This window comes from Microbacterium sp. T2.11-28 (assembly GCF_950097975.1).
Taxonomy (GTDB): Bacteria; Actinomycetota; Actinomycetes; order Actinomycetales; family Microbacteriaceae; genus Microbacterium.
On the sequence record NZ_CATNHF010000001.1, the window covers coordinates 830,828 to 849,230 of the forward strand.

General features: G+C 66.8%; 21 protein-coding genes and 1 pseudogene. 9 read left to right on the plus strand and 13 right to left on the minus strand.

The genetic code is table 11. From position 1 onward, the window contains the following. The first annotated feature begins 5 nt into the window (after positions 1–5). Positions 6–554 (plus strand): hypothetical protein, encoded by a 549-nt coding sequence (locus tag QQZ13_RS04020; protein ID WP_284527815.1) that lies wholly within the window; start codon positions 6–8, stop codon positions 552–554. Positions 555–574: 20 nt separating this feature from the next. Further along, positions 575–1,426 (plus strand): metallophosphoesterase, encoded by an 852-nt coding sequence (locus QQZ13_RS04025; RefSeq protein WP_284527816.1) that lies wholly within the window; start codon positions 575–577, stop codon positions 1,424–1,426. Positions 1,427–1,537: 111 nt separating this feature from the next. Here the strand turns inward: QQZ13_RS04025 and QQZ13_RS04030 are convergent. The 5 genes and pseudogenes from QQZ13_RS04030 to QQZ13_RS04050 form a co-directional block, all read right to left on the minus strand. Further along, positions 1,538–2,374, minus strand: a pseudogene (locus tag QQZ13_RS04030) (Dyp-type peroxidase); the annotation flags it as partial. 379 nt (positions 2,375–2,753) lie between these two features. After that, positions 2,754–3,302, minus strand: coding sequence for a copper chaperone PCu(A)C (locus tag QQZ13_RS04035; RefSeq protein ID WP_284527817.1), 549 nt, complete (start codon positions 3,300–3,302; stop codon positions 2,754–2,756). 38 nt (positions 3,303–3,340) lie between these two features. After that, positions 3,341–3,919, minus strand: a complete 579-nt coding sequence (locus QQZ13_RS04040) for a copper resistance CopC family protein (protein ID WP_284527818.1) — start codon at positions 3,917–3,919, stop codon at positions 3,341–3,343. A 124-nt stretch (positions 3,920–4,043) separates the two neighbouring features. After that, positions 4,044–4,646, minus strand: a complete 603-nt coding sequence (locus QQZ13_RS04045) for a hypothetical protein (protein WP_284527819.1) — start codon at positions 4,644–4,646, stop codon at positions 4,044–4,046. 37 nt (positions 4,647–4,683) lie between these two features. Further along, on the minus strand, positions 4,684–6,096 hold the full coding sequence (locus tag QQZ13_RS04050) for a M23 family metallopeptidase (RefSeq protein WP_284527820.1): 1,413 nt from the start codon (positions 6,094–6,096) through the stop codon (positions 4,684–4,686). Positions 6,097–6,191: 95 nt separating this feature from the next. On the opposite strand from QQZ13_RS04050, the gene QQZ13_RS04055 reads away from it, so the two are divergent. The 7 genes from QQZ13_RS04055 to QQZ13_RS04085 all read left to right on the plus strand — a co-directional run bounded on the left by QQZ13_RS04055 (position 6,192) and on the right by QQZ13_RS04085 (position 10,159). Next, complete coding sequence (locus QQZ13_RS04055; RefSeq protein WP_284527821.1) at positions 6,192–6,638, plus strand: hypothetical protein; 447 nt, start codon at positions 6,192–6,194, stop codon at positions 6,636–6,638. Positions 6,639–6,734: 96 nt separating this feature from the next. Further along, on the plus strand, positions 6,735–6,890 hold the full coding sequence (locus QQZ13_RS04060) for a hypothetical protein (protein WP_284527822.1): 156 nt from the start codon (positions 6,735–6,737) through the stop codon (positions 6,888–6,890). Positions 6,891–6,922: 32 nt separating this feature from the next. Next, positions 6,923–7,915, plus strand: a complete 993-nt coding sequence (locus tag QQZ13_RS04065) for an NAD(P)/FAD-dependent oxidoreductase (protein WP_284527823.1) — start codon at positions 6,923–6,925, stop codon at positions 7,913–7,915. A gap of 53 nt (positions 7,916–7,968) precedes the next feature. Further along, positions 7,969–8,226, plus strand: a complete 258-nt coding sequence (locus QQZ13_RS04070) for a hypothetical protein (RefSeq protein ID WP_284527824.1) — start codon at positions 7,969–7,971, stop codon at positions 8,224–8,226. A gap of 61 nt (positions 8,227–8,287) precedes the next feature. Beyond that, the gene (locus tag QQZ13_RS04075; protein WP_284527825.1) at positions 8,288–9,217 is read left to right on the plus strand and encodes a cytochrome c oxidase assembly protein; all 930 of its coding nucleotides are present in this window, start codon (positions 8,288–8,290) and stop codon (positions 9,215–9,217) included. Continuing rightward, the gene (locus tag QQZ13_RS04080; protein WP_284527826.1) at positions 9,214–9,573 is read left to right on the plus strand and encodes a DUF6804 family protein; all 360 of its coding nucleotides are present in this window, start codon (positions 9,214–9,216) and stop codon (positions 9,571–9,573) included. Before QQZ13_RS04075 ends, QQZ13_RS04080 begins: the two co-directional genes overlap by 4 nt. Beyond that, complete coding sequence (locus QQZ13_RS04085; RefSeq protein ID WP_284527827.1) at positions 9,563–10,159, plus strand: vitamin K epoxide reductase family protein; 597 nt, start codon at positions 9,563–9,565, stop codon at positions 10,157–10,159. Before QQZ13_RS04080 ends, QQZ13_RS04085 begins: the two co-directional genes overlap by 11 nt. Here the strand turns inward: QQZ13_RS04085 and QQZ13_RS04090 are convergent. From QQZ13_RS04090 to QQZ13_RS04125, 8 genes are all read right to left on the minus strand, one after another. Then, complete coding sequence (locus QQZ13_RS04090) at positions 10,097–10,681, minus strand: signal peptidase II (RefSeq protein ID WP_284527828.1); 585 nt, start codon at positions 10,679–10,681, stop codon at positions 10,097–10,099. The genes QQZ13_RS04085 and QQZ13_RS04090 overlap by 63 nt on opposite strands. Beyond that, entirely contained in the window at positions 10,668–12,269 is a 1,602-nt protein-coding gene (gene lnt / locus QQZ13_RS04095) for an apolipoprotein N-acyltransferase (protein ID WP_284527829.1), read from the minus strand. Before lnt ends, QQZ13_RS04090 begins: the two co-directional genes overlap by 14 nt. Beyond that, positions 12,241–12,900: a thioredoxin domain-containing protein gene (locus QQZ13_RS04100; protein ID WP_284527830.1), complete on the minus strand. Its 660-nt coding sequence runs from the start codon at positions 12,898–12,900 to the stop codon at positions 12,241–12,243. Before QQZ13_RS04100 ends, lnt begins: the two co-directional genes overlap by 29 nt. Continuing rightward, on the minus strand, positions 12,897–14,579 hold the full coding sequence (locus tag QQZ13_RS04105; RefSeq protein WP_284527831.1) for a cytochrome c biogenesis protein ResB: 1,683 nt from the start codon (positions 14,577–14,579) through the stop codon (positions 12,897–12,899). The genes QQZ13_RS04100 and QQZ13_RS04105 overlap by 4 nt, the downstream gene beginning before the upstream one ends. After that, positions 14,560–15,294, minus strand: a complete 735-nt coding sequence (locus QQZ13_RS04110; protein WP_284527832.1) for a cytochrome c biogenesis CcdA family protein — start codon at positions 15,292–15,294, stop codon at positions 14,560–14,562. The genes QQZ13_RS04105 and QQZ13_RS04110 overlap by 20 nt, the downstream gene beginning before the upstream one ends. Continuing rightward, complete coding sequence (locus QQZ13_RS04115) at positions 15,291–15,926, minus strand: TlpA disulfide reductase family protein (protein ID WP_284527833.1); 636 nt, start codon at positions 15,924–15,926, stop codon at positions 15,291–15,293. Before QQZ13_RS04115 ends, QQZ13_RS04110 begins: the two co-directional genes overlap by 4 nt. A gap of 72 nt (positions 15,927–15,998) precedes the next feature. Further along, positions 15,999–16,424 carry a hypothetical protein gene (locus QQZ13_RS04120; RefSeq protein ID WP_284527834.1) on the minus strand — a complete coding sequence of 142 codons (426 nt, stop codon included), beginning with the start codon at positions 16,422–16,424 and terminating at the stop codon, positions 15,999–16,001. Between the two features lie 46 nt (positions 16,425–16,470). Then, a complete protein-coding gene (locus QQZ13_RS04125; RefSeq protein ID WP_284527835.1) occupies positions 16,471–18,369 on the minus strand; it encodes a cation-translocating P-type ATPase in 1,899 nt (632 codons plus the stop codon). Positions 18,370–18,403 lie beyond the last annotated feature (34 nt).

Genomic DNA, 18,403 nt, shown 5'->3' on the forward strand with positions numbered 1-18,403 from the left:
GTCGCATGCGTGATCCCGACGACAACGACCGGTTCCGTGCCGCGCAGCTCGGTCACGCACTGCGCGTCGCCCGCGTCGTCGCCGACAGGGCCGAGTCCGCCCCTGACGGCACCGAAACACAGACGCCGGCTGCGCTCCGTCAACTGCTGAACGCGATCGACGCTGTTGCACCGCGCACCCACCGTGGCGAGCAAGAGGAGGAACTGACCGAGGAGGAGAGGAACTTCGTTGTCTCCGCCGGGATCCCGGTGACGGTGTTCACAGACTTCGCGCGTCAGCAGGGTGAGGACTGGGTGCTGTGGTCCGCGCTCCGCGACCACGCCGTCCACATCCACCTCGACCAACTCACGGAACATTCCGCGCTGCTGATCATCCCCGAGTTGCACCGCGTCATCGACGCGTTCCCCCTCGACTACACCGACCTCGACAAGTTCCGCTTTCTCCGCAGACCCGACGAACAACTCGACGGGCTCTCACCCCTCCGCTGGCTGCTCCTCGGCCGTCCCGCCCGCACGGTCGTGAAGATCATCACCGACCTGAACTACCTCCCCTGATCCAGAACGGGACCACCACGATGAAGCCACTCGAGACCGCCCGCACCATCACCCTCCCCGACACCCAAGTCGCGGTCTGCGGGGACTGGCACGGCAACCTCGACTGGCTCCGCACCCTGGCGCCGGCGATCACCTCGCTCGCCCCTGACGTCAGAACGGTCCTGCAGCTCGGGGACTGGTGGATGCAGACCGACGCCAGCGACCGTATCTTCACCGACGCCGGGATCGAGCGCGTCTACGTCACCCTCGGCAACCACGAACCCTGGGGGGAGATAGCCCCACTCCAGCACGCTCACCCGGGTGAAGCGATCCGCATCTCGGAAGTGACGTGGTTGCTGCCCCGCCCCGCGCGCCTCCGCATCGGCGGCCGCACAATCCTGTCCCTTGGGGGCGCCGCGTCCGTCGACCGGCAATGGCGTACCGAAGGTGTCGACTGGTGGCCCGACGAGAACATCCACGGCGTCCACGTCGAAGTGGCCATCGCGGGCGGTCCCGCAGATGTCATGCTCACCCATGAATCACCCGCCGGAACACCGGTCCGGCAAGTCCGCGAGATCCTCCGCACCAACCCCCTCGGATTCCCGAAAGCAGCCCGTCTGGAGTCCGCCGTCTCCCGCAAGCGGGTCAGCAGAGTCTGGGACGAAGTCAAACCCGACCTACTCATGCACGGCCACATGCACACCCCCGGCGCCGGAACCACCGACGACGGCCGCCGCGTCATCAGCGTGGGATGCGACGGACAACAAGGCAACCTCGCGTTCCTCGACCTGCAAAGCCTCGAGCTCGAAACGCCGAGCCTTCGCGAGGTCCGCCACGCCGCCGAGTCTCGCGCGAGTGCCACCGAAAAGGCTCAAGACGTCATCGAGCAGTAACGACGCAGCCACCCATGCGCCTGCCCACGGAGGAACTTCGAAGAGAGCACGGTCAGGCACGGCGGCGTCGCGAGTGGCTCCGAGGGCGAGCAAGATCGACGCAAGGTCGAGCTAGGACAGTAGGGTGTCGCCGATATACCCCCCTTCTTGACATCCCGGTGGGATGGCGAAGACGGCGGAGCCGATCGGTGTCGTCCATTGGTTGAGCAAGTCCAGCTCGTCGAGTCGGCGTTGGATCGGAATGAACTGTCGATCGATGTCGGCCTGATAGCTCACAAAGATGAGACCGGAGTTGGACACTTCGCCAGGATCAGGGGCGTCGTCGTAGTTGAACGATCGCCGGAAGATCCGCTCACCATCCCCATCAGACCGTGCGCGCCGCATGTGAGAGAACTCCGGAATCACAGGGAATCCGAGAGCGTCTTTTGCGTCGAAGTCCGGTTCGTCCCGCTCGTTCGTGCCGGTGAGAGGCGCACCGTTGGTGAGGTTTCGACCGACGGACAGTTCTCGACCCGGGCGATCGAGCTCGTCCCACGTGTCGAGATTCATCTGAATGCGGCGCAGGACCAGTCCCGTGCCACCAGTGAGCCAGCCGTCGGCCACCCAGACGAGTTGGTCGAAGTCCGCTGTGTCTGGCTGGGGGTTGACCGTCTCGTCGACTTGTCCAAAGAGATTTCTCATGGCGGTGCCGTCGGTGGCAGAGCCGAAAGCACGTCGGAATCCCGTCTGGGTCCATCGCACGGTGGCGAACGCACGTGTGTCCTTCAAGAGCATGCGTGCGGCGTGCGCGACACTCATGGGCTCGTCCCCGCTCACCTGGATGAGGAGGTCGCCGTGCGAGAACTCGTCGCGCAGTTTGTCGATAGAAAATGCTGGAAGTGGGCGAAGCCAGGTTGGTGCGTCGCCGTCCGCGCGCCGCACGAACCCTGGTCCGAATCCGAACGTGACGGTGAGCCGCGCGGGGGTTGCGGCGAGCTCCGCCTCCCCTGAGTCAGTCGCGACGCATCGTCGGACAAGAGTCGCATCATCTGCCGGAGACGCGTGCGGTCGACGTCCTCGGCGAGATCGAGGCCGACGAAAAGTCCGTGCGCGGCGGGAGCTGACGCGATGCCGGCTTGATGGGTTCCGTCGAACGGGATCGTCGCCGTGCCGTTGAGTTCGCGCGGGACGTCGGCCACAGGCTCGGGCTCTGGGTCACCTGAAGTGGAGATGGCGTAGCCGGCGCCGATCGCCGCGGCGGCGCCGATGCCGGCGACAGCTCCCCCGAGAAGGAACTGTCGCCGGCTCGACGTCGGCGGACCCGGCGTGCGGCCGTGATCCGTGTCACTCATTCGTCGCCGTCTCCCATGTCCATCCCGCCAGAGTCGTCTCCGACGTAGTTCTCGTTCGCGCCGGAGTAGTCCTTCACGACCGCGGAGAAGTCGAGCGTGGACCCGTCGGAGAACTCGAGCGTGAAAGGCACTTCCGCGCCCGCCGTGAGCGGCTCCGAGATTTCCATGAGCATCAGGTGATTGCCGGCCGGGGACAGCGGGAACTCTCCTCCGGCCGGGATGGTGAAGCCGCCTTCAATGGGTCGCATCACCATCGTTCCCGTCTCGTCCTCGACGGTCTCATGAAGCTCGGCGACCGGTGCCGCCGGCGTCGTGACCGCGACGACAGTCGCGTCAGTGTCAGCGTCGGGGTTCGTGATGAGCCCGAACCCGGCTGTCATCCCTGAGTCCGCACTCTTGACCCAGGCGTCGGTGACTGTGACGCTGTCCCCCGCCGGCAGTGAAGTTGTCGACGGCGCTGGCGCGGCCCCAGCGCTGCATCCAGAGAGGATCAAGCCGGCGACGCCAACCGCGAGACCGACCATTGTGAGCTTGCGAGCGTTCATGTGATGAGAAGCCTTTCGATTCGTGGAGTTCGTGAGATTCATGAGTGGTGGCCGCTCGCGCGCGTGGCGGCGCGACGACGGGTGTAGACGATGGCGACGTAGATCGACACCGCGAGGACGGCTCCTGCTGCCCCCATGAGAAGCACCTGCCAGAACGCGAGCGGCGCCGCGTCTGTGCTGACGTCGCCAGCGACTTCGACCGAGGAGTCTGGCGGCGAGCCGGTCGATACCTGCGTGAAGGGTTGGCCGTCGCCGACGGTGAACGGAATGAGTGAGCTGATCGGATGCCCGTCGCCGGACACGACCCGCCAACGCACTTGATAGCCCGCCGCGGGCATGTCCGCGGCGACCGGGACGACCACGGTCGCACCGTCGATGACAGGGTCTCCCTCAGCCCAGTCCTTCCCACTCTCGTCTACGACGACGATGACGGCTCCGACAGTGAGAACTTCGTCGGTGAACACAAGCTCGATCTGGGAAGGAGCCTCGGCGAACCTTTCATTCTCAGTTGGGGAGCTCGACAGGAGATCTTCATGGGCGAACGCAGGCGCGGTCTGGGTGGTCAGAATCGCAGCGGCGGTCGCAAGTACAAGCAGTGATTTCGTTCTTCTGTGCACGTGTCACAGACCTTTCGTGCCGTGCGCGAGAACCCCGCGCACACTCGGGTAAGAGCCGCGCGCAGAATCGCCAAGCGCGCGGGTGAAATCCCCGACGCGGCTCAGATGCGCGGCGGGGTGAAGGTCAGAAGGCTGCTGCGGGGAACGGCGGACCGCGGCGCGACAGCGAAGATGCGTGCCGACTCAGCGGAGCGTGCGACGGACGGCCGACCGCTCGCACAGCGCGGCGGGGTGCACGGACGCTGGTGATCAGCTCGTGGACGAGCCGACGTAGCCATGCGGCGACGCGACCCGCGAGCATCCGCAGCACGGCGGCGAGGCGCTCGCCCGACCAGAGCGCGAGCGTGGTGACGACCGCCGCCACCGCGTGGCCGACCCACATGGTCGGAGCGAGATGCTCGTGCATCGGCTCCGACGCCGGCGGCATCAAGGGCGTGCCCGCGTGGTGCGCGACGACCGCCTGTCCGGAGGGGGCAATGGTTCCGAGCACGAAAAGGAAGTGGAAGAGGACCTGACTGACGCCGACGCCGATGCCGAGACGGACGATAGACACCCGCCGCCCGGTCAACAGTGTGCACACCATCGTGGCGAGCAAGAGCGGCACAGCGATTCCAAGCCATCCCGGCATGACTCCGCCACCCGCAAGGTGAGACAGAAGCGCGGTGAATGTCGCCATGCCTGCCGCGAGAGCGCCGCGCGCTACACGTGCCGGCCGGGACAGAGTCATGAGCCCATTCTCACCCATGGTCGGGCGAGCCGCCCCGTCACAGGCGCACGCCCCGCGCGCGTAGGAAGGGGGCGGGGTCGATGCGCGTGCCGTTGCGGTAGATCTCGAAGTGGACGTGGCACCCGGTCGAGGCGCCCGTGTTGCCTGCGTAGGCGACGGTTTCGCCCGCGCGAACGGTGGCGCCCCATCGGACCGCGAAACCCGACGGTTTGATGTGGGCGTACGCGCTCATGATGCCGCCACCGTGGTCGATCTTCAGGTAGTTGCCCCACGCGCCGTTGTACGCCGCGAAGACGACACGGCCGGCCGCAGCCGCAAACATGGGCGCGCTGCAGCCGGCGTACATGTCGGTTCCCCTGTGACCGCTGGAGGTGCAGTATCCGTTCGAGCAGATCGTCCCTCGCGCACCGAAATGCCCGCTGACTCCGCCGTAGGTCGGGCGCACCCATCCGGACGGCTGTACCTCGCCGGCGGGCGTCCCACTGTCGCCGTCTCCGGCACCCTCCTGTTCGCGTCGACGCCGCTCTTCCTCGCGAGCACGTCGTTCGGCCTCCTCACGTTCTCGACGTAGACGGGCTTCGCGGGCCCTGCGGCGTGCTTCGACACCGTCCCGGTACTCGGCGATCGTGGTGGCGGTCGCGTCGCGAAGGGCAGCCAGTTGAGACTCGAGGGTGTCGAGTCGCTCGGCCTGCGCCTCGAGCGCTTCCTGGGCTGCGCGGGCTGCCTCCTGGGCACGGAGCATGGTGGCTTCGGCGGCTTGCTGAAGGCGGTCGCGTTCGACGCGCGCGATGTCGGCCTGATTCGAGAGGTTCTGCGCGTTATCTCTCGCGCCCACCGCGTCGGCGTAGACGCTTCGATTCGCATCGACGAGTTTCTCCATCGTGCCGAGCTTCGACAGAAGGTCTTCGGCAGCCACCGCGGATCCCGAGAAGAACAGTTCCAACGTCGTGTCTGACCCACCCATCCGGTACTGCTGCGCGGCGAGCCGGCCCAGCTTGTCGGCCGCGACTGCCGCACGATCCCGCTCCGCATCCGCTTGCTCCCGAAGCGACTCGGCGCGGTCCGAAGCCTCCTCGAACGCCTCCAGCGCCGCGATGTACTCACCGGAGAGCCGTTCAGCCTCAGATTGCTTCGCCGCAACATCGGCAGCGAGACCGTCGATGAGCGATTCGATACGTGAGACCTCGCGTGCCTTGGCTGTTTGGCTCGCCTTCGCTCGCTCGACGTCGTCCCACGATGGATACGTCGCCGCCCACGCCGGAGCTGACACGGCGAGACCCGCGGTGGCGAGTCCGACGATTCCTACTCCCATGGCGCTACGACGCGACAAGAGCCGCCCGGCACCGAGCGATTGGAGTTCACGCTCGGACGGCGCGCAACCGCAATCGTCGGACGACCCGGCAGGGGTGGAACGCACGCGCGGCTCCTCACTTGTGATGATGCCGGTCACAGTAACAAGGAAAAGAGCGACAAAAGTGCACGATCAGTCCCGTCGGCAGTCGCTGTTGGCGGTCCCCAGCGCGGGTGCAGAGTAGGCTACGACTGATGGATTCCCCGATCCGGCCACCGCATCGCGGCAGGGTTGAGTCCATCAAACTGATAATGCGGACCATTCTCAGCGTGGCGCTCGGTCTTCTACTCTTGCTGGGCATCTCGACTACTTTTCACGGCCTAGGCGCCGACGCTGATGTGACGGTGTCTATGGCGTCATTGGACTCGCCGGAAAGCGTGATCGGGGACGAAGAGGTCGGGGCGCACGCAGCGAGCGTGACGTCGTCCATCCTGTCTTCGGATGCCGTCGGTGCGGCACTCTGCCTGCTCGGGGTCCTTTGTGGGCTCGTGATCATCGCGGCGGTTCGACGTGTGCTCCGCACGCGCTCAGTGGAAAGTGTGCTCCGTGTGAGGCGCCATCGCGTCGCGATCGTCGACCCGCCGGTGCAGATGCTCGCGCGGTGCCCGTCCCTCACGGAACTAAACCTCTCTCGGACCTGAGTTCGACACGCCTGCCATCGTGCAGGTCCAAGCCGGCAGTCGCCGGCCCCTTCGTGTCGTCCCCGTCCTTGGAGAACCTGAATGAGAACCCGACTCATGGTGATCGTGCTGATCGCAGCGATCGCCTCACTAGCCCTTGCCATCGCATTCATCATCGTCTTGATCGATGAGGGCCGCCTGACGACAGCTTCCGATGACGACGGGCCGGCCAGGCTCGCGTCCGCCGCCGTGTCGACTGGTGGCGGCTCATGATGCTCGCGCCACCAGGACTCTCTTATCGTCGCGTGATTATCGTCGGTGCGGGTCAGGCGGGACTCGCCGTCGCCGCGGCCCTGCGCGCCGAGGGACTTGAGCCCCAACGCGACTTCATCGTCATCGACGGCGCGCCCAGTCTCCACCTGCGCAGCTGGCGCGATCGACGCGCCACTCTGGAACTACTGAGCGACGCCCGCCACAGTGCGTTCCCGTGGCGTCCGCTACCCGGCGACCAGCGACGACGGATTCAGGCCGACGAGATGGCGGACTATCTCTCTGCAGTCGAAGCCGCCCTCGGAGTGGAGACGCGATGGAATGTGCGGGCTACCAGCGTCGAGCATTCCGGCAGCGGCACCACATTGTTCCTCTCGACATCGGCGGGCATTGTCCAGACCCGCAACGTCGTCTGCGCCACGGGAGCGACCTCGCGTCCAGCGAGCCCGTCGTGGGCGTCATACCTGGCTGTGCCTGGCATCGTTCTTCACAGTCACGACTATCGGTCGCCCGACCAGATCCCCCGCGGCGACGTCCTGATCGTCGGCGGCGGAAATGCCGGCGTGCGACTGGCGCATGAACTGTCTGCGACTCACCGGGTCACCCTCGCGACGCGTACACCGCGTGTCATACGCGCAGACCGAGGGCGCGCGCCCCGTGCGGGCCGTCCACCCCGGTTCGCCCCCCGCGCCGCTCACCGTGAACCTGTCCATGGCCCGAACCTCGCAGCGCTCCGCCGCAGCGGCGTGACCCTGGCGTCCGGCGTCGTCCACGCGGATGGCGCTCGCGTGAGGTTCGCCGACGGTTCGGTGGCGTCGCCGACATCGGTTGTGCTCGCTACTGGATACCACCCCGGTGACGAGTGGCTCGCCGGCGCGACGCCACAGCCCCGCCGCGCCACGCTCACCGACATCCCGGGGCTGTTCGTCGCGGGCATCCCGAGGTTCGGTCGCCCCGAGTCCGTGACGATTGCCGGGGTCTGGAACGACGCGACGATCATCGCGCAGCACATCATGGGGCGACCGTGACACTGATACTGCCGACAACCCTGCGCCCCTCTGCGCAAGATGAAAGGATCTCCGTGCGACCATCACTTCTGGCGAGGATCATCGCTTCATTCGCCGTCGTCATCGGCTCGGTGGTGATGGCAACGGTGCCCGCCTACGCCGCGGACGTGCACCCGCCGGCGGTCGACGGCACCGCTTCCTTCCCGCTGCTGGCGGCGATCGGCATGGCCATCGTGCTCGTCTTCGGACTCGTGCTTGTCCTCCGGCTCGGATCCATCCACAAGAAGCGCATGCGAGAGGAAGAGGCGGAGTCCCTCTCGGATGATGCCTGAGCCCGCGTGGGCGACGCGGGCTGCTCTTCCCCACCCTTCCGATCCGCCCACCATTGCATCGATGCTGCAACTCGAGGTGCACAGCGTTTCGTTGCTGAGCGTCTTCGCGATCTGCCTGGCAGCGCTGTACGTGCTCGCTGTGATCCGGGTGCGCCGACGAGGGGTGCGCTGGTCGATGACCCGAACGCTGCTCTTCGTCGCCGGATGCACGCTCATCGTGCTCGTGACCGGCACCGAGCTCGATGCCTACGGGGAGCAGTTGTTCTCCGTCTTCATGTTCCAGCAACTCACTCTGATGATCGCCGTGCCGCCGCTGCTCGTGTGGGGGTCGCCGGGACGGCTCCTCCTGCGAGCGGTGCCGCACCGGGGTCTAGGCGGTCTCGTGCAGCGTGCAGCCCTCGGGGGGCTGCGGTCTCGGTGGGCCCGCGTGCTGCTGCACCCGGCAGTGACCGTCACGACGTTCCTCATGAGCTACTACGGGCTGTACTTCGCGGGTATCGCCGACAACGCGCTCCGCTGGGAGGGCGGACATGTTGCTCTTGAGACGGCTTTCCTCGCGGCGGGGGTGCTCTTCCACCTACCGGTGTTGTCGGATGATCCCCTCCCCGTGCGCCACGGTCACGTCGCGGGCATCCTCGACGTCTTCATCGAGATCGCTCTCCATGCGTTCTTCGGCGTCATCATCATGATGAGCACTCGCCTGCTCCTCGACACGTTCGCAAACCCACCCAGCGCGTGGGGCATCGATCCGCTGGCCGACCAGGGCGTCGCCGGCGGACTCGCCTGGGGCTACGGAGAAGGACCGACTGTCCTGATTCTGATCTATCTGCTGCACCGATGGTTCCGAGACGACACGCGACGCGACGCGGCCAGAGATCAGCGTGTGGATCGCGATGGCGATCCCGAGTTGGACGCCTACAACACCTACCTCGCACGGCTCAATGCAGCCGATACTCCACCCACTGAGAGAGCGGACGAACACCCCTCATGACGAAACGACCTCCCGTCCCGTCCGAACGGCAGCGCAACGCGCTCCTCCCCGGGCTGATTCTCGGAGCCACCCTGCTCGTCGGAATCATCTACATCGGCGAGGCAGGCGCATCCATCATCCGATTCATCGTCGCGATCCTCGCCGTGATCATCGCGTGGTTCGCGGTACCCGCAAGGCAGTGGTGGTGGCTCCCGCCGATGATCGCTGTTGCCGTTCTGTGGAATCCTGTCTTCCCCCTCTCCTTCTTGGGCGACCTCTGGATCGTGGCACACATCGTGGCCGCCATCGTCAGCGTCGCAGCGGGCTCGTTCATCAGCATCCCCCGCGTCATTCCGGAGGTCAGCCGTGCTCAATGACAGAACCGACTCTCGCGAAACCCTCTTCGCATCGTTCCTCATCGCCACGGGGCTCATTGGGTTGATGGCTTCGCTCGCGCTGTCGATCGAGAAGATCGAGAAGCTGCAGAATCCGCAGGGGGTGCTGAGCTGCGACGTTTCGGTGCTCGTGCAGTGCTCCGCCAATCTCGACAGTCCTCAGGGGGCCGTGTTCGGTTTCCCCAACCCGTACCTTGGGCTCGTCGGGTTCGCCCTCGTCCTCTGTGTCGGGGTCGCCGTGCTGGCGACGCCGGGATTCACCCGATGGTTCTGGGTGGCGTTCCATGTCGGCGTCACAGGTGCGGTCGTCTTCGTGGCGTGGTTGATCTCGCAGAGCATCTACGTGCTCGGGACCCTGTGCCCCTGGTGCATGGTCGTCTGGGTGACCACCATCCCGCTCTTCCTCACGGTCTCGGGGCGGCACCTGCGCCGCGGGGTGTACGGCGCTCGCGCGAAGAAGGTCGGTGAATCGGTCTGGCCTTGGTTGCCACTGGTGGCGATCGTGTCACTCGCGATCGTCGCGGTACTCGCTCAGCTCCGGCTGAACGTGCTCGCCTCGATTCTCTGAGGCTCCGCGCGACCGGCGCGACATGAAAAGCAGGACGAGTCCGAGGCCGACGCCAAGCGCGACGTCAGCAAGATTTCCGATGAACAGGTTGCCATAGGCCAGGAAATCGATCACATGGCCGACGCCGAAGCCCGGCGGGGCGAAGAGCCGGTCGATGAGGTTGCCCATCGCACCACCCCACAGAAGCCCGATCGCGAACGCCCACCGGGCGGTGCGCACCTTGCTCGCGGCGATGAAAGCGACCGGCATCGCGACGGTGGCGAGAGCCGTGAAGATCCAGGTCGAACCGGATCCGAACGACATGATCGTGCCCGGATTGAACGCGAGCTGCAACCCGAGCAGGTCACCCAGCAGCGGTCGGCGCGTCGACTCGGACAGAGTGTCGAGAGCGACCGCCTTCGACACCTGGTCGATGACGACGACGACGGCGGTGATGATCACAGTGAGCGCGAACAAGCGCAGACGCGCGCGGTCGCCGAGGAATCGGCGGGGCAACGCAGGATCGGGCTCAGGCATGGACATGGGAGCTCTTCTCTCGAGTTCGAAGTAATGTGGCGTCGGGAGTACGAGCGGAGTACAGGAGGGCGACGACGAGGGTCAACGCGCCGAGGCCGACGACGACAGGTGATATCCACGGGCCGATGAGAGCCGCGAGGGTCGCGCCGGTGCGAAGTTCGACATCGGCGACAGCGGCCGCGACCGTATCGGGCGCTGCCGAGTCGAGAACGGCGCCGTCCGGAGCGAACACCTGGCTCGTGCCGACGGTGGAGACATTGACAACGGCACGACCGGTCTCGATCGCGCGCATTCGCGCGATCGCGGCTTGCTGAAGATTCTCGTCGGTCCCGCGGAAATCGGCGTTGTTCGTCTGGAAAACGAACACCTCCGCGCCATCTCGGATGCCGTCGTAGATGACGGCGTCGTAGATGACGTCAAAGCAGATCGCGAGTCCGACGGTGCTCGCGTCGACGGTGACGACGGGCGGGAGCATACCCGGGGTGTATTCGCGGCGGATGAGGTCGATGAACTGGGGTGCGATGCGCTCGTAGAACCAGCGGTCCGGCACACGCTCTCCGAACGGCACCGGGTTGACCTTGTCATGATGCTGCGGCGGGATGCCGGGCTGCCAGAGGAGGGAGGTGTTGAACGTGTTCTCGCCGCGTTGCGTTGCGGCGTTGATCAGAAGCGGCGCGCCCATAGCGTCCGAGAGCGTGTCGAGCGTTGAGGCTGTCACCCCGTCTGCGAGGGGGTCGCTGTCCACGCTCCCTTCCGGCCACGCCACGAGGTCGAGATCTTCGCCTCGCAGCCGTTCGGTTGCGCTGAGCTGAGCACGGAGGATCTCTCCGTCGCTCGCGGTATCGAAGTATGCCGTCGGGCCATTCCCCTGCACCCACCCGATGCGGATGCTGCCCGCGGGCGTCGTCGGGAACTGCGGGACGACGGCGAACGACACCAACGCCATCGCGGTGATCGAGATCGTTCGAGCACGGAAGCGACTCCGCAGCCGCACGACCTCGACAGCGAGCGCGCTGGTCAACACGACGAGGAATGTCAGGCCGGTCACGCCGACCCACGACAGGAGTTCGGCGAAGGGGCCATTCACTTGACTCGTCCCGATCCGCGCCCAGGGAAAGCCTCCATACGGCCACGCGCCCATCAGGACTTCACGACCAGTCCACACCGTCGCGACTCCGGCGGCCACGATGATCGGTCTTCCGCGTCCCATCGAGACTCGGTCCAGACCGCGATACACCACGGCAATGGCGGCGGCTCCCACGGCGAACAGCGCCGTCTCCAACGTCGCGAGCGCGAGCCACGGAACCGGACCGAGAAAGCCGCCGACCCAGACCAGCTGAGTGAGATGGAAGACCGCGCCGAACACTCCCCCCACGAGGAGCGCGCCGCCCACTCCACGCCCCGCAAGGGTGAGGAGCCCGGCAGCCACTCCGAGGAACGCCAGCGGCCACCATGCGAGCGCGGGAAACGCGCCGTCGAGTGCCAGCCCGCCGACGGCGGAGATCGGAACCGCGGCGGCCAGCGGTACGCGCCGCTGTCCGCGGGCGGTGATCGGGCGGGCTGTGTCAGCCGGCGATGGCGCGGTCGAGAGCATCGGTGAGGTCGGTCAGCTGCGTGAGCTCCAGCTTCTCGCCGTCGAGGAAGAAGGTCGGTGTTCCCTCCACGTTCCAGTCGAGGCCCTCGGCATAGTCCATCTCGACCCGGGCCTGCGTCTCCGGGTCGGCGACCGCGGCATCGAAGGCGTCCATGTCGAGGCCGAGCTCCTCCGCGAAGCCACGGAAGCGCTCCGCCTCCGACGTCTGCTTCTCGCCCCACTCGGCCTGCGTTTCGAACATCCGGCTGTACATCTCCTCAACCTGTCCCTGTTGCGCGGCGGCCTCGACGGCGATGGCGGCGTTCATCGAGTTGAGGTGCGACGGGATAGGGAAGTAGCGGATGGCGAAGTTGATGTCGCCGCGGTACTGCTCGCGCACCTGCTCGATCACGGGATAGAGCCCACCACAGGCCTCGCACTCGAAGTCGAGGAACTCGACGAGCGTCGGAGCATCGGCACCGGCGTCGTCGAGGACATGCGTGTTGCTGCGCGTACCCGGCAGGGCGCCGTCGCTGCTGCTCTCGGGCGCGGGAGCGGTGGGCTGGTTCATCATCGTGATGAGGATCGCGCCGATACCGAGGGCGATGAGTGCGGCGATGACGATGATCGTCACCTTGGCAGGTGTCTTCATGGGGTTCCTTCTGAACTCGAATGGCGGGTAGGGAGGGAAGCGAGATGATCGGCGCGGAAGCGGTCCAGGGCGTCACCGAGGTTGGGGTCGTCGCCGCGCGCCAGAGCCGCGTACTCGAGGGCGACGCGATCGCCTTCGACACGCGCGCGGACCCAGACGCGACGGCGCGGGAAGAGAAGTGCGACGATCAGGCCGAAGGTGGCGATGATCGCGAACACGAGCACCCACGTGGCGCCGGCATCGTGCTGGATCTGCAGAGACGCGAAGCGCTTCACCGACGACATCGGGTCGGTCCCCTCCGACGCATCCTCGAACGTCACGGTGCCCCACCCGTCGGGGAGGTCCACGGTGTCGCCGGGTGACAGTTCGAGGGACTTCACGCCGGTGTCCGCACCGGTGCGCTGATCCATTCCAGAGGTGTCGAGCACGTAGACGGAGCGCGGCGTTCCGTCATTGATGCCGAGATCACCGACATAGACATTGAAGGTCACGACGGGATCGACGAGATCGGGGTAGATAGAGGTCAGCGCTCCGCTGGCCAGCTCGCCACGCGTCGGGTAGAGGAAACCGACGAGACCGATCTGCTCCGGCAGTCCGTCCGGGACCTTGATGATGCCGAGTGACGTCATGAACGAGTCCTGTGGCAGGAACGGAAGTGCATCGGAGTACACGACGTCGCCCGCCGCGTTCCTGACCGTGATCGTGGGGGCGTATCCGTTGCCCAGCAGGTAGATGCGTTCGTCGCCGACGGTGATCGGATGATTGACTCGGATGCTCTCGACCCGCTCGGCGGGCATCCCCGGACCACGGATCGTGACGTTGGCTGAAAAGTCGCCCGCCTGACCGGCACCCGGGGTGCCCGGCAGCTCGTACCGCACGTCGAAAGTGTCGAGCGTCATGGCGTACGGCTGGAGCCGGCTACCGTCCACGAATCGTCCCGGGGTGAAAGAGGAGTAGTCGCTCATCGCGTTGACAAAGGTCGTGCCTTCGACGACGACGCGCTGCCCCGTGTACGTGAACCCGCTGGCACCGAGCACCGAGACCAGGACGCCGACGAGCGCGATGTGGAAGACGAGATTTCCGGATTCCCGGCCGTAGCCGCGTTCTGCGGACACCGACCACGAACCCGGCCGGTCGTAGCGCGCCACCCGGTAGCGACGACTCCGCGCCAGACGCTGTGCCAAGTCGACGGCATCCCGGGCCGTTGTCTCCGGGTCGCCGCCACCGTCGATAACGGCCGCACGGTGGTGCTCGAGCCTCGTGAAGCGCGCAGGAGTCCGCGGTGGCTGCGACCGCAGCGCCTGGTAATGGTGTCGCGCGCGCGGAATCACACAGCCGATCAGTGAGACGAACAGCAGGGTGTAGATGGCGGAGAACCAGAAGGACCCGTACAGGTCGAAGAACTGGAGCTGGTCGAGGATCCTCGCCCACTCCGGGTTGTCCTTGTAGTACTGGATGACGCCGTTGGGATCGGCGGTCCGTTGCGGAACGAGCGAGCCTGGAATCGCACCGAGCGCCAGCATGAGCAGGAGCACGATGGCCGTACGCATGCTCGTGATCTGACGCCATACCCATCGCGCCCACCCCGCGGCGTTGAGGCGCGGGCCGGTCGCTGTGGCCTCGGGCGCCTCGTCGACGTGATCGTCGGGGCGGAGCGGGTCAGAGCGGAAGTGTGACACCGAGCATCACCCCCTGGAGTGCGGACATCAGCATCCCCCACAGCCCGGTGACCATCAGGAGCCCGAGAAGGATGAGGAGGGCCCCGCCCACGATGTTGATGAGACGGATGTGGCGCCGGACACGCTCCACGGACTTCATCGCCCAGTTCAGCCCCAGCGCGATAACCACGAACGGCAGGCCTAGCCCGAGGGAGTAGGCGAGCCCCAGCACGGCCGCACGCGCCGGGTCGCCGAGGTTCCAGGAGACCGACATGATCGCGGCAAGTGTCGGGCCGATGCAGGGCGTCCACCCGATGCCGAGCGCGATACCGAGTAGCGGAGCGCTCCACAGGCCGCTGCGCACGGTCGACCGAAGACGGAACGTCCGCTGCGCCCTCGGGAAGGCACCGACGAAGAGGAGCCCCAGCACGATGACGATGACGCCGAGCACGCGGGTCAGCACGTTCGCGTACTCGAGGAAGAATCGCCCCAGTACGCCTCCGAGGATGGTGACGGTCATGAACACGAGGGTGAAGCCACCCACGAACAGTCCGACGCCCACGAGGAGGCGAGGACGGGAGGCCGGATGACCGTTGCTGGTCGACCCGATGTAGCCGAGATAGCCCGGCACGAGCGGGAGAACGCAGGGCGAGGCGAACGACACGAGCCCTGCCAGTGCTGCGATCAGGACCGCGACCCCGAGTGCTCCGTCGAAGATCACGAAGGCGGAGTTCACTCGCCCTCCGCCAGGAGGTCCTTGACGAGCGTGTCGAGGATCGATGCCGACGGCAGTTCGCCGATGATGCGGGCAGCGACCCGACCCTGCCGATCCATTACGAGTGTCGTGGGCGTCGCTTGAATCGGCGTGACGGCGGCGAACGCCAGCTTCACCGCGCCATCGTTGACGTCGATCACACTCGGGTAGGTGATGCCGTACTGCTCGGCGAACGAAGCAGCGGTTCCGGGCTGGTCGTAGATGTTGACGCCGACGAATCCCACCTTCTCGCGCTGGTACTTCTGCCACACCTCCTCCAGTAGAGGCGCTTCAACCCGGCACGGGCCGCACGCCGCGTACCAGAAGTTGACGACATACACGCGGTCTTTGAAGGTTGCACTGTCGATCGCATCGCCGTGCTCACTCGTTCCGGAGAACGCGACCGGCTCGCCGCGCTCGTCGGCAGCGATCTCGAAGATGCGCCCGTCCACCGACACGACGCCGGCACCGTCCGGCGGGGTGTACCCCTGATCGACTCCCCCGATGGGCGCGCAGCCCGAGATGAGAAGTGCAGTGATGCTGATGACAGCGAAGGGCAACGCGCGGCGGTGGAAATGGGTGCGCGCGAGCGCACCACGATGGCGGCGGTACATGAGACTCCCGGCATTCGACGGACATGACGACGTGAGTGGCGATCAGCCCCATCGGGAGCCACGCCGCACGCGTCACGTACGGGAGATGCCGAGACCAGTCAGTGAAGGTGTGGGAACGCGCCGGGTGACGGAGACCGGAACGATACGCCGCGCGTGTTCGCGGGCCGTCACGAGGGCCTGCTGCGGGTGGCTGAGCCGGCGGCGCAGGAACAGCAACGCCATGACCCCGCAGAACAGGCCGATCGCGCACAGTATCCCCGAGGACTCAGCGTCGGAGCTGGCGGGGACAGGCGTCGTGGCTGTGGCCGATGTGCTGCCGAGCGCCTCGTCGACCATGAGTACACTCGCGGCGGCATCGCCCGCCTCAGCCGGACCGCTATGACCGAGTCCGACCACGCCGAGAAGGAGTAGGAGCGCGAGCGCGACGCTGGTCACGATTCTCGTTATCAGCAGTCGCTCACTCAGCATCGCTGCTCGGGTGCGCGATGCGAGAATCATCGCTTCCATGGTAACCCAGCGCGCTGATGCTCCCGGCGCCGCCGGGTCACGCCACCATGTGGGGAACAGGTCTCACGCCAACTGTAGAAGCCGACGGCGCCGTACGCCGTGCTGCGCGGACGCCGTTGAGGATGACGATGACTTCCGCGATTTCGTGGACGAGGACGACGCCGGCGAGCCCGAGCACGCCGAACAGGGCCAGCGGGAACAGGCCGACGATGATAGCGAGCGCGAGGACGATGTTGGCGGTCATGATGCGCCGGCCGCGTCGGGCGTGCGCGAGCGCGCCGGGGATGAGGCGGAGGTCGTGTCCGGTGAACGCGACGTCAGCGGACTCGATGGCCGCGGCCGATCCCTTCACTCCCATCGCGATGCCGACGGTGGCGGTGGCGAGCGCGGGGGCGTCGTTGATGCCGTCGCCGACCATCGCGGTCGGCCGGGTACGGGTGAGCGTGTCGATCGCGGCGGCCTTGTCGGCGGGGAGCTGCTCGGCGCGGACGTCGGTGATCCCGGCGTCGCGGGCGAGGGCGTGCGCGGTGGCGCTGTTGTCGCCGGTCAGCATGATCGTGTCGATGCCCTGGGCATGGAGCATCCGCACGGTCTCCGCCGACTCGGGGCGTAGTTCGTCGCGGATGCCGATGAGGCCGGCGATCGCGCCGTCGGCTTCGACCACGACAACGGTAATGCCCTGCGAGGCCATCCTGTCGGCCTCTGATCGCAATGTCACGGCATCCAGCCACCGCACATTGCCCACTCGGATCGCCCGACCGTCGACGGTGCCACGGATGCCGTGTCCGGCGTCCTCGACGACGTCCACCGCGAGGGTCGACGACGGGGCGGCAGCGATGATCGCGGACGCGAGCGGATGGGTGCTGGCCGCCTCGACCGCACCCGCCCACCGGAGGACGTCGTCGCGGGACCGGCCATCCACCGTCCGAACTTCAACGACGGCGGGTTCGTTGCGGGTGAGCGTGCCGGTCTTGTCGAACGCGACCGCCCGGATGGTGCCGAGCCGTTCGAACGCCTCACCAGACTTGATGACGACGCCGAACTTCGACGCCGACCCGATCGCACTGATCACCGTCACCGGCACCGCGATCGCCAGCGCGCACGGCGACGCGGCGACGAGAACCACGAGGGCCCGTTCGATCCACGTCTCGGGATCGCCGACAACGAAGCCGAACAGGGCGACGAGGGCCGCCGCGATCAGCACGACGGGCACGAGCGGACGCGCGATTCGGTCGGCGAGCCGGGCGCGCTCGCCCTTGCGGGCGTGGGCCTGCTCCACGAGTGTCACGATCTGCGTCAGCGAGTTGTCGCGTCCGTCGGCCGTCGCCTCGATGCGGAGCGTCGCCGATCCGTTCACGGATCCGGCGGCGACCGCATCCCCCGGCCCGACCTCGACCGGGATCGATTCGCCCGTGATCGCGGACGTGTCCACGCTCGATCGACCCTCGACGACGACACCGTCGGTCGCCACCCGCTCCCCCGCCCCAACGACCAGGATATCGAGCTCGCGCACCTCGACCGCGGGAATCGTGGCCTCACCGGCCAGACGCGACACTCGGACCGTGTCCGGGATGAGCGAGAGCAGCGCGCGCAGACCCTCCTTCGCCCGGTCCATCGCCCGGTCTTCCAACGCCTCGGCGAGCGAGAACAGGAACGCCAGCGTGGCCGCTTCTCCGACATGACCGAGCAGCACCGCCCCGACGGCGGCGATCGTCATCAGCAGCCCGACACCCAACCGCCGCCGCATGAGACGACGCAGCGCGCCGGGAACGAACGTGTATGCGCCCGCGAGCAACGCCAGCCACTGGAACACCAGCGCCGGCACCTGCACCCCGCTCCACTCGAGCACGTAGCCGACTAGAAGGAACACTCCCGACAACGCCGACGGCAGCAGCGCCAAGTCACGCCACCACGCCGCCCGCAGCTCGTCCGGCATCTCCGGACCCGCCGCGCGCGCGACGATATCAGGA

What these genes read in the sequence shown, in the direction of transcription:
- QQZ13_RS04020 (WP_284527815.1), top strand. Translation starts at nt 6, where the DNA reads ATGCGTGATCCCGACGACAACGACCGGTTCCGTGCCGCGCAGCTCGGT.
- QQZ13_RS04025 (WP_284527816.1), top strand. Translation starts at nt 575, where the DNA reads ATGAAGCCACTCGAGACCGCCCGCACCATCACCCTCCCCGACACCCAA.
- QQZ13_RS04035 (WP_284527817.1), bottom strand. Translation starts at nt 3,302, where the DNA reads ATGAACGCTCGCAAGCTCACAATGGTCGGTCTCGCGGTTGGCGTCGCC.
- QQZ13_RS04045 (WP_284527819.1), bottom strand. Translation starts at nt 4,646, where the DNA reads ATGACTCTGTCCCGGCCGGCACGTGTAGCGCGCGGCGCTCTCGCGGCA.
- QQZ13_RS04055 (WP_284527821.1), top strand. Translation starts at nt 6,192, where the DNA reads ATGGATTCCCCGATCCGGCCACCGCATCGCGGCAGGGTTGAGTCCATC.
- QQZ13_RS04060 (WP_284527822.1), top strand. Translation starts at nt 6,735, where the DNA reads ATGGTGATCGTGCTGATCGCAGCGATCGCCTCACTAGCCCTTGCCATC.
- QQZ13_RS04075 (WP_284527825.1), top strand. Translation starts at nt 8,288, where the DNA reads ATGCTGCAACTCGAGGTGCACAGCGTTTCGTTGCTGAGCGTCTTCGCG.
- QQZ13_RS04080 (WP_284527826.1), top strand. Translation starts at nt 9,214, where the DNA reads ATGACGAAACGACCTCCCGTCCCGTCCGAACGGCAGCGCAACGCGCTC.
- QQZ13_RS04090 (WP_284527828.1), bottom strand. Translation starts at nt 10,681, where the DNA reads ATGTCCATGCCTGAGCCCGATCCTGCGTTGCCCCGCCGATTCCTCGGC.
- lnt (WP_284527829.1), bottom strand. Translation starts at nt 12,269, where the DNA reads ATGCTCTCGACCGCGCCATCGCCGGCTGACACAGCCCGCCCGATCACC.
- QQZ13_RS04100 (WP_284527830.1), bottom strand. Translation starts at nt 12,900, where the DNA reads ATGAAGACACCTGCCAAGGTGACGATCATCGTCATCGCCGCACTCATC.
- QQZ13_RS04115 (WP_284527833.1), bottom strand. Translation starts at nt 15,926, where the DNA reads ATGTACCGCCGCCATCGTGGTGCGCTCGCGCGCACCCATTTCCACCGC.
- QQZ13_RS04120 (WP_284527834.1), bottom strand. Translation starts at nt 16,424, where the DNA reads ATGATTCTCGCATCGCGCACCCGAGCAGCGATGCTGAGTGAGCGACTG.
- QQZ13_RS04125 (WP_284527835.1), bottom strand. Translation starts at nt 18,369, where the DNA reads ATGCCGGACGAGCTGCGGGCGGCGTGGTGGCGTGACTTGGCGCTGCTG.